The sequence below is a fragment of the Mycobacterium sp. ITM-2016-00318 genome (assembly GCF_002968285.2).
GTDB lineage: Bacteria > Actinomycetota > Actinomycetes > Mycobacteriales > Mycobacteriaceae > Mycobacterium.
Map to the genome: position 1 here is coordinate 1,151,703 of NZ_CP134400.1, position 12,904 is coordinate 1,164,606.

Annotated in this window: 16 protein-coding genes; 9 read left to right on the top strand and 7 right to left on the bottom strand. The window is 65.5% G+C overall.

Translation table 11 applies throughout. The annotated features are described in order from the left end of the window. Positions 1-21: 21 nt before the first annotated feature. From C6A82_RS05640 to C6A82_RS05650, 3 genes are read right to left on the bottom strand one after another with little or no spacing between them, the layout of a single operon-like run. Entirely contained in the window at positions 22-897 is an 876-nt protein-coding gene (locus C6A82_RS05640) for an LLM class F420-dependent oxidoreductase (protein ID WP_105342049.1), read from the bottom strand. A gap of 38 nt (positions 898-935) precedes the next feature. Then, on the bottom strand, positions 936-2,435 hold the full coding sequence (locus C6A82_RS05645) for an ATP-binding protein (RefSeq protein ID WP_105342047.1): 1,500 nt from the start codon (positions 2,433-2,435) through the stop codon (positions 936-938). 34 nt (positions 2,436-2,469) lie between these two features. Further along, on the bottom strand, positions 2,470-4,167 hold the full coding sequence (locus C6A82_RS05650; RefSeq protein ID WP_311101702.1) for an FAD-dependent oxidoreductase: 1,698 nt from the start codon (positions 4,165-4,167) through the stop codon (positions 2,470-2,472). Between the two features lie 295 nt (positions 4,168-4,462). On the opposite strand from C6A82_RS05650, the gene infA reads away from it, so the two are divergent. From infA to truA, 8 genes are all read left to right on the top strand, one after another. Beyond that, entirely contained in the window at positions 4,463-4,684 is a 222-nt protein-coding gene (gene infA / locus C6A82_RS05655) for a translation initiation factor IF-1 (protein ID WP_003418601.1), read from the top strand. Positions 4,685-4,728: 44 nt separating this feature from the next. After that, positions 4,729-4,842 (top strand): 50S ribosomal protein L36, encoded by a 114-nt coding sequence (gene rpmJ, locus C6A82_RS05660; RefSeq protein WP_003879483.1) that lies wholly within the window; start codon positions 4,729-4,731, stop codon positions 4,840-4,842. A 154-nt stretch (positions 4,843-4,996) separates the two neighbouring features. After that, on the top strand, positions 4,997-5,371 hold the full coding sequence (gene rpsM, locus C6A82_RS05665) for a 30S ribosomal protein S13 (RefSeq protein WP_105344209.1): 375 nt from the start codon (positions 4,997-4,999) through the stop codon (positions 5,369-5,371). Between the two features lie 4 nt (positions 5,372-5,375). Further along, the gene (rpsK, locus tag C6A82_RS05670) at positions 5,376-5,792 is read left to right on the top strand and encodes a 30S ribosomal protein S11 (protein WP_105344211.1); all 417 of its coding nucleotides are present in this window, start codon (positions 5,376-5,378) and stop codon (positions 5,790-5,792) included. Positions 5,793-5,807: 15 nt separating this feature from the next. Beyond that, the gene (gene rpsD, locus C6A82_RS05675; protein WP_105344213.1) at positions 5,808-6,413 is read left to right on the top strand and encodes a 30S ribosomal protein S4; all 606 of its coding nucleotides are present in this window, start codon (positions 5,808-5,810) and stop codon (positions 6,411-6,413) included. A 74-nt stretch (positions 6,414-6,487) separates the two neighbouring features. Beyond that, positions 6,488-7,540 (top strand): DNA-directed RNA polymerase subunit alpha, encoded by a 1,053-nt coding sequence (locus C6A82_RS05680; protein ID WP_105344215.1) that lies wholly within the window; start codon positions 6,488-6,490, stop codon positions 7,538-7,540. Positions 7,541-7,598: 58 nt separating this feature from the next. Continuing rightward, a complete protein-coding gene (gene rplQ, locus C6A82_RS05685; protein ID WP_105344217.1) occupies positions 7,599-8,240 on the top strand; it encodes a 50S ribosomal protein L17 in 642 nt (213 codons plus the stop codon). A 13-nt stretch (positions 8,241-8,253) separates the two neighbouring features. Beyond that, the gene (gene truA / locus C6A82_RS05690) at positions 8,254-9,147 is read left to right on the top strand and encodes a tRNA pseudouridine(38-40) synthase TruA (RefSeq protein WP_105344219.1); all 894 of its coding nucleotides are present in this window, start codon (positions 8,254-8,256) and stop codon (positions 9,145-9,147) included. Here the strand turns inward: truA and C6A82_RS05695 are convergent. From C6A82_RS05695 to C6A82_RS05710, 4 genes are read right to left on the bottom strand one after another with little or no spacing between them, the layout of a single operon-like run. Next, complete coding sequence (locus C6A82_RS05695; RefSeq protein ID WP_199193701.1) at positions 9,144-9,845, bottom strand: cutinase family protein; 702 nt, start codon at positions 9,843-9,845, stop codon at positions 9,144-9,146. The two genes, truA and C6A82_RS05695, sit on opposite strands and share 4 nt — an antisense overlap. A gap of 58 nt (positions 9,846-9,903) precedes the next feature. Next, positions 9,904-10,548, bottom strand: coding sequence for a cutinase family protein (locus C6A82_RS05700; protein WP_105344221.1), 645 nt, complete (start codon positions 10,546-10,548; stop codon positions 9,904-9,906). Between the two features lie 5 nt (positions 10,549-10,553). Next, positions 10,554-11,216, bottom strand: a complete 663-nt coding sequence (locus C6A82_RS05705) for a cutinase family protein (protein ID WP_396836782.1) — start codon at positions 11,214-11,216, stop codon at positions 10,554-10,556. A gap of 32 nt (positions 11,217-11,248) precedes the next feature. After that, positions 11,249-12,271: a DMT family transporter gene (locus C6A82_RS05710; protein WP_105344223.1), complete on the bottom strand. Its 1,023-nt coding sequence runs from the start codon at positions 12,269-12,271 to the stop codon at positions 11,249-11,251. A 75-nt stretch (positions 12,272-12,346) separates the two neighbouring features. Between C6A82_RS05710 and C6A82_RS05715 the strand changes: the two genes are divergently transcribed. Beyond that, positions 12,347-12,901, top strand: coding sequence for a CGNR zinc finger domain-containing protein (locus C6A82_RS05715; protein WP_199193702.1), 555 nt, complete (start codon positions 12,347-12,349; stop codon positions 12,899-12,901). Positions 12,902-12,904: the final 3 nt, after the last annotated feature.

Here is a 12,904-nt window from a genome sequence, read left to right on the forward strand (position 1 = left end):
TCCCCCTTCGGTCCGAACGATTCATCGCAGGCCGAGCGGCCCGGCGAGTTCGGCGAGTGCAGTCACCAGCTTGTCAGGTCCGGTCAGCACCTGCACCGGCACATGGTCTGCGCCTGCGGATATGTGCTCCTTCAGCCGCGCGGCGATCTCGTCGGCTGTGCCCCAGGCGACGACGGCGTCGACCAGCCTGTCGCTTCCCGGCTTCGCCACGTCATCGTCGGTGAAGCCCAACCGCTTCCAACTGTTCAAGTAATTCGCAAGGTTCAAGTAGATCTCGAGTGCCTTGCGGCCGGTGGCGCGCGCTTTCTCCGGGTCGGTGGTCAGCACCGCCTTGTGTTCGGGCGCGATGAACGCGTCGGGGATCAGCTTGCGCGCCTCGGCGGTGTGCTCGGGCGTCGTGAGATAGGGATGCGCTCCGGCCGAGCGCTCCGCCGACAGCTTCAGCACCTTCGGACCCAGCGCAGCCACCACGCGGCTGTCCTTGGGTACGCCGTATTCGTCGAGTTTGTCGAGGTAGTCGGTGAGGGCGTCGACCGGCTTGCGATATTCCTGATGAGCCTCGGGATGACCGACGCCGATGCCGAGCAGGAAGCGGCCCGGATAGGCCTTCTCGATTCGGTGGAACGACTCCGCGGTGGGACCCGGCTCGGCTGTCCAGATGTTGACGATGCCCGTAGCCAGCTTCAGCCTGCTCGTCTGCTCGAGGATGGGATCGACCCACGACAGCTCTGCGGCCGGTGAGCCGCCGGCCCAGATGGCGCCGTATCCGAGCGACTCGATTTCCCGAAGCTGGTCTCCGGACAGCTGCTGCCACAGCGAGTGGTGGCCGAACGCGCCGAACGCGCCGAGATTGGGTGATGAGGGCTTGCCCGAAGAACGGAGTGCTTGAGTCGTCATGGTGAGTAAACCTACGGCGAGGCGGAGGGTATTCCGATTCAGGCGGGCTGCGTCGAATCCGCCGGCCCGGAAAGCTCTGTCGGCGTCGCTGCCAGCGGCGCGGGCGCGACCAGCGGCAGCAGGATGACGAAGCGCGTATTGCCCGGTTCGGACTCGACGCGGATATCGCCCTGGTGTTTCTCGACGACGATCCGACGGGCCAGATCGAGCCCTAGGCCGTCGCCCTCGCCGAACGGCTTGGTGGTGAAGAACGCGGTGAAGATGCGGTCGATGATCTCGTCGGGGATCCCCGGCCCGTCGTCGCAGATCTCGACCCGGATCTTGTCGTCGCCCTCGCGGGCGGTTCGGATCGTCAGCGTGCCGCTGCCCTTCATCGCCTGGATGGCGTTGTTGATGATGACGTCCCATACTTCGTTCAGACCGCCTGGGTAGCAGGCGATCTCAGGCAGGGACTTGTCCCAGTCCTTTACGCACTTGATGGGTTTGTCGGGTCCGACCTTGCCCCCGAAGAGAGTCTTCAACGTGCTGTGCAGAAGCTCGTGGACGTTCGCCACCTGATATTCGGCGCGGTCCATCTGGGAGTACTTCTTCGCACCGGCGAGCAGGCCCGAGATGCGCTCGCTGGCGTCGGCGATCTCGTTCATCCGGAGCTCGGTGTCGATGGTGTACTTCAACCACCCGATCGCGCTCTGCAGCGAAGCCGTCGCATCCACCGCGTCGACAGAACCTTCGATACGCTCCAGCCAGTCGATATCCAGACCCGCCTCGACGAACGTGGGCGCGTATTCCCAGGCGCTGGCGATGCCGTGGTCTTCGAGCCAGTCACCGATCTCGTCTTCCCGATCGGATGCCTCCAGTGCGGTCAGTTCCTGCGCCTTGGACTTGGCGACCTGCTCGGCGACCTCCTCCTGGATGCTGACCAAGGTCCGCAGCGCCTCGGGGGTGAACTTTCCGTCGGCGACCATGGCCAGCTTGTGCCGCATCTTGCCCACGCCTTCGCGCAGATCGGCCACGGCCCGTGCCGTGGCTGCCGCCGGGTTGTTGAGCTGGTGCGTCAGCCCCGCGGTGATGGTGCCCAACGCGAGCAGTTTCTGCCGCTGGCCGAGCACCTGGCTCTGCCGCCGGCCGCCGACTCTGTGCCCTTCGAGCAGGTGTACGGCCATCGGGAACTCGTCGCGCATGAACTGAGCGAACGCGTCCGCGTCGAGGACGAAGAACCGCGAGGGCTTGGTCACCCGCACCGACGCCTCGTAGAGGTGCTCCTCGCCGGGAATGTAGGCCGACCACGCACCGCAGTAGACGCCGCGTTGGGAGGTGCGGCCGGTTTCGACGTCGACCCCGCCGGAGTACTTGCTCATCACCAGTTCGCCGTCGAGCAGCACGTAGAAACACGACGCGGGCTCGCCCTCGATGCAGACCGGTCCGGTGTCGAACACCGCGATGTGCCCGTTCTGGCACAAGACCTGCAACTGCCGATCATTCAGTTTCTCGAAGAGAAACAGCGATCGCAGCTCGTCAGGCAGGCATTTCTCGCCCATGGTCGCTCCTTCGGCTCAGCCGGCGGGCCGGCTATCAGGCCTCTGCCAGATAGCGGTGAACCAACATCACTGCCATCGACCCTTCGCCGACGGCGGCTGCCACTCGTTTGGCCGAGTCGGCTCGCACATCACCTGCAACAAACACACCCGGCACACTTGTTTCCAGATGATGCGGCGGTCTGTCGAGCGTCCAGCCGCAGACGTCCTTCAAGTCGGGGCCCGTGAGAATGAATCCGCGGTCGTCGCGGGCCACGATTCCGTCGAGCCACTTCGTGCGCGGGGTGGCGCCGATGAAACAGCACATCCGCGACGCGGTGACGGTCTCCCGCTCGCCGGTCTGTCTGTTCTCCACGACGAGGCCGGTGAGGTGATCATCCTCGCCGAGGGCCTCGACGACCTCGGTGCAGGTGCGGACGTGGATGTTCTCCTTCTCCTCGATCTGCTGGATGAGGTAATAGGACATCGACGCCGCCAGTGACGGCCCACGCACCAGAAGCGTCACCGATTTGGCGGTCTTCGACATGAACATCGCGGCCTGACCCGCCGAGTTCGCGCCGCCGACGATGTAGACGTCCTCGCCCTCGCAGTCCGAGGCATCCGACACCGAGGCGCCGTAATACACGCCGCGGCCGATGTAGTTGCACGCGTCGCGATCATCGGGGTTATCCCAGCAGCCGGGGGCCTGCAGATGGCGGTAGTCGACGCCGGTGGCCAGGATCACGGCCTGCGCGCCGATCGTGCTGCCGTCCTCGAACTCGATGGTGCGGGCCTGGCCGCTGACCTCGAGCCCGACGGCCTTGCGGGTGGTGATCACCTCGGCGCCGAACCGCTCGGCCTGCCTGCGCGCCGATGTGGTCAGCTCTGCGCCTGAGATGCCGGTGGGGAAACCCAGGTAGTTCTCGATCCGCGAACTGCGTCCTGCCTGACCGCCGGTCGTCGTGCTCTCGATGAGCACGGTCTTGAGGCCTTCTGATGCGCCGTACACCGCCGCGGCAAGACCCGCGGGGCCACCGCCGATGACGGCGAGTTCGTACATCTCCAGCGACGGGGAGGTCGAGAGGCCGAGCATGTCGGCCAGTTCGGTGTTGGTCGGCTCGACGAGCGTCTCGCCGCCTTCGGTGATCACCACGGGCAGCTGCAGGCCGTCGAGCCCGGCCGCGTCGAGCAGCTGCTTGCCCTTGGACTCGTCCGCCATATAGCTGCGGAACGAATGCTGGTTGCGGGCGAGGAACTGCCGGACCTCCCATGACCTCGGATTCCACCGGTGCCCGATGACCTTGGTGACGGGAACCGCGCGGTCACCCTGAGCGCGCCACGCCTCGAGGAGGCCGTCGATGACCGGGTAGAGCTTCTCCTCGGGCGGGTCCCACGGCTTGAGCAGATAATGGTCGAGGTCGACGACGTTGATGGCGTCTATCGCGGCATGGGTGTCGGCGTAGGCGGTGAGCAGCACGCGGCGGGCCAGGGGATAGATGTCCATGGCATCTTCGAGGAACTCGATGCCGCTCATGCCCGGCATCCGGTAGTCGGCGACGAACACCGCGACGGTGTCGCCGCGCAGCTTGAGTTCGTTGATGGTCTCGAGCGCGTCGGGTCCTGATTCGGCGCGGACGATCCGATAGCGTTCGCCGTAGTGGCGGCGCAAATCGCGGGCGACCGCACGGGAAACCGCGGGGTCATCGTCGACGGTCAGGATCACAGGCTTGCGGGGCTGGGATACGGGTCCAGTCATTGCCATCAAGTATGCGCCGGTTGTCCAGCGGATATGGGGTCGTCTCGAGCACCCCGCCACATGCCTGCTTTCCGCCGCTGAGGTGGTGCTTCAGCGATTTTGGGGCACGCCCTCGAGCAGGTAGTATGGACCAACGGTGCGGTGTTCGCGCCGGCTCGTGCGTGCCCAGTTCTGGAATTTCTAGCTACCGGCTCACGTTTTGTAGTCGGAGTTGATGCTGCGCCAGAAATGTTGTCGCCGCTCGCGGCGACCGGCGCCAATGATCTAGATGGACACGGAGGATCTCCGAACAACAATGGCCAAGAAAGACGGTGCCATCGAGGTCGAGGGCCGCGTGGTCGAACCCCTGCCCAATGCGATGTTCCGCATTGAGCTGGAGAACGGACACAAGGTGCTCGCCCACATCAGCGGCAAGATGCGGCAGCACTACATCCGCATCCTGCCCGAGGACCGCGTCGTGGTGGAGCTGTCTCCCTACGACCTGTCCCGGGGCCGCATCGTTTACCGGTACAAGTAATCCCGCTTAACAGCACTTCAGATAAAGAACAGGATCGACGAGCCGTGAAGGTGAACCCGAGCGTCAAGCCCATTTGCGATAAGTGCAGGGTGATCCGCCGGCATGGGCGGGTCATGGTGATCTGCTCAGATCCGCGTCACAAGCAGCGGCAAGGCTGATCGCGGCCAAGCCCCGCACCCACAACTGAATGACGAAACCCCAGCACCACTGAGTGGATAAGCCGCTCATCCACGTCCGGCACGGAGGCCGGACCCCACACGACGAGGGAACGGGCTGGGACAAGACCTCCGCATAGAGAAGGAACACTGCCTGATGGCACGACTTGTGGGCGTCGACCTCCCGCGCGACAAGCGCATGGAGATCGCGCTGACCTATATCTACGGCATCGGCCGTACCCGCTCCCAGGAGATCCTGGACGCCACCGGCATCAGCCGGGACCTGCGCACCAAAGATCTGTCCGACGATCAGGTGACCCAGCTGCGCGACTACATCGAGGGCAGCCTCAAGGTGGAGGGCGATCTGCGCCGCGAGGTGCAGGCCGATATCCGCCGCAAGATCGAGATCGGCTGCTACCAGGGCATTCGGCATCGCCGCGGCCTCCCGGTGCGCGGCCAGCGGACCAAGACCAATGCGCGTACCCGCAAGGGCCCGAAGCGCACCATCGCCGGCAAGAAGAAGGCCAGGTAAGTAGATGCCACCAGCGAAGAAGGGCGCAGCCGCCCCCAAGAAGGGCCAGAAGACCCGCCGCAGGGAAAAGAAGAACGTCCCGCACGGCGCTGCGCACATCAAGAGCACGTTCAACAACACGATCGTCACGATCACCGATCCGCAGGGCAACGTCATCGCCTGGGCGTCCTCGGGCCATGTCGGCTTCAAGGGGTCGCGTAAGTCGACGCCGTTCGCCGCGCAGTTGGCTGCCGAGAACGCCGCCCGCAAGGCGCAGGAGCACGGCGTCAAGAAGGTCGACGTGTTCGTCAAGGGTCCGGGTTCGGGCCGCGAGACCGCGATCCGGTCGCTGCAGGCTGCCGGCCTCGAGGTCGGCGCGATTTCCGACGTCACCCCGCAGCCGCACAACGGCTGCCGTCCGCCCAAGCGGCGCCGGGTCTAGGAGGAGACAGAAAAAATGGCTCGTTACACCGGACCCGCAACCCGCAAGTCGCGCCGTCTCGGCGTCGACCTCGTCGGCGGCGACCAGGCTTTCGAGAAGCGCCCCTACCCGCCCGGTCAGCATGGCCGCGCGCGGATCAAGGAGAGCGAATACCGCCAGCAGCTGCAGGAGAAGCAGAAAGCCCGCTTCACCTACGGCGTGATGGAGAAGCAGTTCCGCCGCTACTACGAAGAAGCCAACCGCCTTCCAGGCAAGACAGGTGACAACCTGCTGCGCATCCTGGAAAGCCGGCTGGACAACGTCGTATACCGCGCGGGCCTTGCGCGCACCCGCCGGATGGCCCGTCAGCTGGTCAGCCACGGTCACTTCACCGTGAACGGTGTCAAGGTCGATATCCCGAGTTTTCGGGTGTCGCAGTACGACATCATCGACGTGAAGGACAAGTCGATCAACACGCTGCCGTTCGAGATTTCCCGTCAGACGGCGGGCGAGCGCCCGATCCCGGCCTGGCTGCAGGTCGTTGGAGAGCGGCAGCGCATCCTGGTGCACCAGCTGCCCGAGCGGGCGCAGATCGATGTTCCGCTCACCGAGCAGCTCATCGTCGAGCTCTACTCGAAGTAAGGCTTCCGGCCGTCCGGATGACGGCCGGGATACGCGACATCAAATAGCGGTTGTCGCGAAGGAGGATAAACACCATGCTGATTTCTCAGCGACCCACACTGTCCGAAGAGGTTCTCGCCGAAGATCGCTCCCAGTTCGTCATCGAGCCGTTGGAGCCCGGATTCGGTTACACCCTTGGCAATTCGCTTCGGCGCACGCTGCTGTCGTCGATTCCCGGCGCAGCGGTCACCAGCATCCGCATCGACGGCGTGCTGCACGAGTTCACCACGGTCCCCGGTGTGAAGGAAGACGTCACCGATATCATCCTGAACCTCAAGGGTCTGGTCGTGTCCTCCGAGGAGGACGAGCCGGTCACCATGTACCTGCGCAAGCAGGGCCCCGGTGCGGTCACCGCGGGTGACATCGTGCCGCCTGCCGGTGTGACTGTGCACAACCCCGAAATGCACATCGCCACCCTGAACGACAAGGGCAAGCTGGAGGTCGAGCTCGTCGTCGAGCGTGGCCGCGGCTACGTTCCCGCCGTGCAGAACAAGGCCTCGGGCGCCGAAATCGGCCGTATTCCGGTCGATTCCATCTACTCGCCGGTGCTGAAGGTCACCTACAAGGTGGAGGCCACCCGTGTCGAGCAGCGCACCGACTTCGACAAGCTGATCCTGGACGTGGAGACCAAGAGCTCCATCACCGCGCGTGACGCCTTGGCGTCGGCGGGCAAGACGCTTGTCGAATTGTTCGGGCTCGCACGCGAACTCAACGTCGAGGCCGAGGGCATCGAGATCGGCCCGTCGCCGGCCGAGGCCGACCACATCGCGTCGTTCGCACTGCCGATCGACGATCTGGACCTCACGGTGCGGTCGTACAACTGCCTCAAGCGCGAGGGTGTGCACACGGTGGGCGAGCTCGTCGCCCGCACGGAGTCCGATCTGCTGGACATCCGCAACTTCGGCCAGAAGTCCATCGACGAGGTGAAGATCAAGCTGCACCAGCTTGGTCTGTCGCTGAAGGACAGCCCGGCCACCTTCGATCCGTCCGAGGTCGCAGGCTACGACGTCGCCACCGGCACGTGGAACAGCGACGCCAGCTATGACCTCGAGGACACTGCGGACTACGCGGAAACCGAACAGCTCTAACCAACCCGTCCCGGTCCTACCTGATACGGGGACCGGCCCCATCTAGGAGATAGTCGCAATGCCCAAGCCCACCAAGGGCCGTCGCCTCGGCGGGTCCTCCTCGCATCAGAAGGCGCTGCTGGCCAATCTGGCCACCTCGCTCTTCGAGCACGGTCGGATCAAGACCACCGAGCCCAAGGCGCGGGCGCTGCGGCCCTACGCGGAGAAGCTGATCACCCACGCCAAGAAGGGCACGCTGCACAACCGGCGTGAGGTGCTCAAGAAGATCCGGGACAAGGATGTCGTGCACACCCTGTTCGCCGAGATCGGACCCTTCTACGCCGACCGGGCCGGCGGCTACACCCGCATCATCAAGGTGGAGGCACGTCAGGGCGACAACGCCCCGATGGCCGTCATCGAACTGGTGCGGGAGAAGACGGTGACGTCGGAGGCCAACCGTGCCCGCAAGGCGGGTGCGGCGAAGAAGGCTGCACCCGTCGCGGCCGCTGCGGCGCCGCAGGCTGCGGTCGAGCCGGAAAAGGCTGAAGGCCCGGTTGCGGAGGATTCGGTCGAGGAGGTCAAGGCGGAGGACGAGGCGATCGCCGACGCGCAGACCGCCGAAGCCGAGACCGCCGAGGTTGACGCCGACGAGGCTGACTCCGACGAGGCTGACTCCGAAGACAAGGCCGACTCCGAAGACAAGGCCGACGACGCCAAGTAGTGAAGCGTTGAACATGCCCGCCATCGACACCGGTGGCGGGCATGTTCGTCTTCGGCTCGACATCGCCTACGACGGAACCGAATTCGCCGGCTGGGCCGTGCAGGCCGGACAGCGGACGGTCGCCGGTGTGATCGACGAGGCGTTGACGACGGTGTTCCGAACACCGGTGGTGACCAGGGCGGCCGGGCGCACCGATACCGGTGTACACGCCACAGGTCAGGTTGCACATGTCGATGTGCCCGCCGACGCGATCCCGCACGCCTACCCGCGAGGTCAAAGGACCGGCGGCACTCGGGCCAATGTGGCCGCCGAAGCGGCTCCGGAGTTCCTACCGCTGGTGCGACGGCTGTCGCGGCTGCTCCCGACCGATGTCAGGGTTCGCGACATCGTCCGCGCGCCGGTTGGTTTCGACGCGCGGTTCTCGGCACTGCGACGCCATTACACCTACCGGCTGTCCACGGCGCCGTACGGTGTCGACCCGCAGCAGGCGCGCTACGTGACGCCGTGGCCGAGGCCGCTGGACGTCGACGCGATGGCTGTGGCGTCTCGGAAACTCGTCGGGCTGAAGGACTTCGCCGCGTTCTGTCGTTTCCGCGAGGGTGCGACCACGATCCGGGACCTGCAACGGCTGGACTGGTCGAGATCCGGTGACCTCGTCACGGCCTACGTCACCGCGGACGCCTTCTGCTGGTCGATGGTGCGATCGCTCGTCGGCGCACTTCTGGCAGTGGGGGAGGGGCGCCGCGAACCGGCATGGTGCGTGGCGTTGTTGACGGAGTCGCGTCGTTCCAGCGACTTCGCGGCCGCACCACCGCAGGGCCTGATGCTCGTCGGCGTCGACTATCCACCCGATGATCAGTTGGAGGCGCGCATAGCAGCCACTCGCGACCTGCGCCACCTCGACTAGACGTTGAGACGGCCCGCGACGAAGTCGGCGGCCTGGTTGACCATGCCCGCGTCAATGTATGCCCTGGAGGCATGGTCGACCCAGTTCTGTTCCCATGTATTCGGGTCCGCCGGGTTGCAGATCGGATCCGCGCCGTGGCACAACTCGATGGTTCGGTCGGAGTACAGCGGGCTGAAGTTCGTGATCGGCCCCATCCATGCCGCGCCGTTACCGAACAGCGCGACCGCGGCGACCTTCTGGTCCATGCCCGCAGGAAGCGGGTTGTCCCAGCTGAAGAAGCTGAACGGCACGGCGAGCACCACATCGGTGACGGCTGCGCCTAACGAATAACCGCCCAGCACCAGACGGGTGTCGGGGCAGGTGTTGGCCATGTTCTGGATGTGCGCGCTCATGTCGTTAGCACCCACGTCGATCTCGTTGTCGGCCGGGTAGCGCACCGCGTAGACATTGATGTTCTTGTCCACTTTGGACCGCAGCGCGTTGACGAAGGAATTGCCGATGACCCCGACACCAGGTGACTCGAGACGCCCGCGGGCGAAGATCACCTCGACCTGAGGGCACGCGGCCGACGCCGACGGAATGGCCGTGCCTCCGGGCAGCGATGACGGACCGATCAGCAGGCCGGCTGCTAGCAGGGTCGCAGTGACTGCGACCAGCACGCCGCGTCGGACCCGATGACCGTTGCGTTCAACACGAATGCTCACCAGGCCGATGTTAGCCGACGATTTGACGTCGTCGTCGCTTCGTTAAGGTTCGCTACACCCTGCCCGCGACGAAGTCCGCTGCCGTGTTGACGAATCCGCCGGTGTAGCTGGGCGACCTGTGCGCGGCGACACTCTCGCCGTCGGTCTGGCAGATCGGATCATTGCCGTTGCAGAGGTCGATGGACCGTCCGCCCCACACCGGGCTCATCGTGAGCGGCAGCCCGAGCTTGGCCGACGGATTCCCGAAGACAGCGATTGCGGCGACGAAGTCGGGTGCGTTGGGCGGCAGCGGGTTGGTGAATCCGATTACCGGGATAGGCACAGCGGCAATCACATCCATCACCGCGGCGCCCTGCGAATAACCGCCGAGCACCAATCGGGTGTTCGGGCAGGCGCCCATCATGTACTGGATATGCGCGCTGGCGTCGTTGGCTCCGACTGCGGCAGCGAGGAAGTCGTAGTCGGCGGGATAGTTGACGGCATAGGCACCGACGGACCTGCCACCTACCTTGCCCTTGAGCGAGTCGACGAAATTACCTCCGACGGCTCCGAGCCCGGCGGTGTCATCGGTCCCGCGGGCGAACACGACCTCGATGTCGGGGCAGTCAGCCGAAGCGACCGGCGAGAACGCGATCGACGGCGTGATGGCCGCTGCGGCGCCGATCAATAAGGCAGCTGTTGTCTCAACTACGCGCATTCTCTCTATATCCTTCCGGCGGCGAAGCTGGCTGCTTGTTGAGCCATCGCATCCTCGTAACCCCTGTGAGCGAGCGGGTTTCGCCCATCAGAACAAATAGGGTCACCGTCCTTGCACAGGTCGATGGACCGACCGGCGAATTGTCCCACCGATGACAGTGGTTGTCCGAACTTCGTCGCAGGATTCCCGAAGACGGTCACGGCGGCCACCGTGATCGCGGCGACCGGGGACAAGGGCGGCGCCGATCCCACACTGCCGATCTTGTTGCCGAGCGGGGGAACGCCGGCCAGCATGTCCACCACGGCGGCGCCCTGCGAGTACCCGCCGAGCACGATCTTGGTCGACGGGCACGACAGCGCCATCGACGAGATGTGGTTGGTGGCGTCGGTCGCGCCGTCGGCAGTGGTGAGGAAGTCGTAGTCGGCGGGGTAGTTCACCGCGTAGGAGCTGACGGTGCGCGGCGCCAGCTGTGCGGTCAGCGCGTTGGTGACTGCCTGGCCCACCCGGCCGACGCCCGAGGGCTCGGCGGTGCCACGCGCGAAAACGACCTCGACATCGGGGCACGGCACTGCCACTGCGCTCGGTGCGGTAGCGAGAAGGCCTGCGGCCGCGGATCCAACAATTGCCAGGACGGCGGCCCCACGGGCCGAGCTATGTGCCAGAGTCACGCCGTCATGTTTCCACACCGAACTGGTGGGAGCTAACCGTTTGCCCTGCTGCGCGGGGTGGGTTCATCGACTGCCCCGGCATCCAACCAGGTCACCGCGTCGAGGTTCTCGCTGCGGTCGCCCTGGCGCGCCAATGCCAGACCTGCCAGAACGACGGCTCCGCCGACGGCCTGGGTCACGGTGATCGCCTGGCCGAGCAGCAGCCACGCGGCCAGCACGGCAAACAGCACCTCGGAGAGCCCGACCAGTGATGCGAAGCGGGGTCGCAGCCGGGAGATGCCCATGATGCCCAGCGTGTATGCGATCGCGGTGGTGATCACACCGAGCGCGACGACGGGCACGATCGGTGACATCGTCAACCCCGCGACGACGGCGTCGTTGGTCGTGAATGTCAGCGGCATGATTCCGGTGACACCGAGCGCGCCGGTCGTGGCGGCGCCGACGATCAGGCCGCCCGCGGCGAGTGTGATCGGGTTCAGGTTTGCGTCGTCGTCGCCCGCGCCTGCGACTTTGTCGGACAACATGAAGTAGCTCGCCGCGCAGACCGCGGCGGCAAGGCCCCACGCCACGCCTGCCGCGTTGATGTGTGCGCCGGCGAAAACGTCCAGCACCAACATGATTCCAGCGACAGCGAGCGCAACACCGGCCAGCGTCAGATGGGTGGGCCTGCGCCGCGTCGTGGCCCACAGCCAGCCCACGACCAGAACGGGGGCGGTGTACTCGAGAAGCAGCGCGACGCCGACGGACAGGTGGGCGACGGCGTTGTAGTAACAGAGTTGCGCGCCGGCGATCGGGAAGATGCCGTAGGCGATGACCATCTTGCGGTGGGTGACGGCTTCGCGAACCCAGCCGGGCCGCACGATCGTCGCGAAGACCGCCATCGCCAGCGCGCCGACGATCATGCGCGCGGTGACCGCACCGGTGGGGCTCCAGCCGGCGTCCATCAGCGCTTTCGCCATCGGGCCTGACATTCCGAAGCTCAATGCGGAGCCGATCGCAAAAGTCAGGCCGAGCCGGAAGTGGTCAACGCCCTTGTCGAGCTGGGTCGCTGTCATGTGGCACCTCCCGGCGTGTAATGAGTAAAATGAATATTGGTCATGACACTAGCCGGAGGGGAGGTCATGAGTCAAATGATTTTCACTCATGACACCGAGCTCACGCTGAGAGCGGCGTGTGTGCTGATCAACACCGAGCGCGTGGACGGCGAGCGGCTGGTCGATCAGCTCGCGCTGGACGCCTACCTCGACAGCTTCGGCTGGACCGGCAGGCGCGACCGCGACGTAACGGAGCTGAAGTCGGTGATCCGGTTGCGCGAGCGGCTGGGCAACATCTGGGCGGCTGCCGACGACGAAGAAGCCGCCGTGGCGCAGGTCAACGCGCTGCTGAGTGACACCAAGGCGCAGCCTTGGCTTACCCGCCATCCCGAGATGCCCGAGTGGCACCTGCATCTGGCGTCGGTGCACGATCCGTTGTGGCAACGCATGGGTGCGGAACTGGCGATGGCCCTGGCCGACATCATCCGCGCAGGCGAATTGCGCCGGCTCAAAATCTGCGCGGCACCCGACTGCGAGGCGGTGCTCGTCGATCTGTCGCGCAACCGATCCGGGAAGTTCTGCGACACCGGTAACTGCGGGAACCGTCAGCATGTCGCCGCGTACCGCTCACGTCGCGCGCAGGAGAGTTGACTG

What these genes read in the sequence shown, in the direction of transcription:
- C6A82_RS05640 (WP_105342049.1), bottom strand. Translation starts at nt 897, where the DNA reads ATGACGACTCAAGCACTCCGTTCTTCGGGCAAGCCCTCATCACCCAAT.
- C6A82_RS05645 (WP_105342047.1), bottom strand. Translation starts at nt 2,435, where the DNA reads ATGGGCGAGAAATGCCTGCCTGACGAGCTGCGATCGCTGTTTCTCTTC.
- C6A82_RS05650 (WP_311101702.1), bottom strand. Translation starts at nt 4,167, where the DNA reads ATGACTGGACCCGTATCCCAGCCCCGCAAGCCTGTGATCCTGACCGTC.
- infA (WP_003418601.1), top strand. Translation starts at nt 4,463, where the DNA reads ATGGCCAAGAAAGACGGTGCCATCGAGGTCGAGGGCCGCGTGGTCGAA.
- rpsM (WP_105344209.1), top strand. Translation starts at nt 4,997, where the DNA reads ATGGCACGACTTGTGGGCGTCGACCTCCCGCGCGACAAGCGCATGGAG.
- rpsK (WP_105344211.1), top strand. Translation starts at nt 5,376, where the DNA reads ATGCCACCAGCGAAGAAGGGCGCAGCCGCCCCCAAGAAGGGCCAGAAG.
- rpsD (WP_105344213.1), top strand. Translation starts at nt 5,808, where the DNA reads ATGGCTCGTTACACCGGACCCGCAACCCGCAAGTCGCGCCGTCTCGGC.
- C6A82_RS05680 (WP_105344215.1), top strand. Translation starts at nt 6,488, where the DNA reads ATGCTGATTTCTCAGCGACCCACACTGTCCGAAGAGGTTCTCGCCGAA.
- rplQ (WP_105344217.1), top strand. Translation starts at nt 7,599, where the DNA reads ATGCCCAAGCCCACCAAGGGCCGTCGCCTCGGCGGGTCCTCCTCGCAT.
- truA (WP_105344219.1), top strand. Translation starts at nt 8,254, where the DNA reads ATGCCCGCCATCGACACCGGTGGCGGGCATGTTCGTCTTCGGCTCGAC.
- C6A82_RS05700 (WP_105344221.1), bottom strand. Translation starts at nt 10,548, where the DNA reads ATGCGCGTAGTTGAGACAACAGCTGCCTTATTGATCGGCGCCGCAGCG.
- C6A82_RS05710 (WP_105344223.1), bottom strand. Translation starts at nt 12,271, where the DNA reads ATGACAGCGACCCAGCTCGACAAGGGCGTTGACCACTTCCGGCTCGGC.
- C6A82_RS05715 (WP_199193702.1), top strand. Translation starts at nt 12,347, where the DNA reads ATGATTTTCACTCATGACACCGAGCTCACGCTGAGAGCGGCGTGTGTG.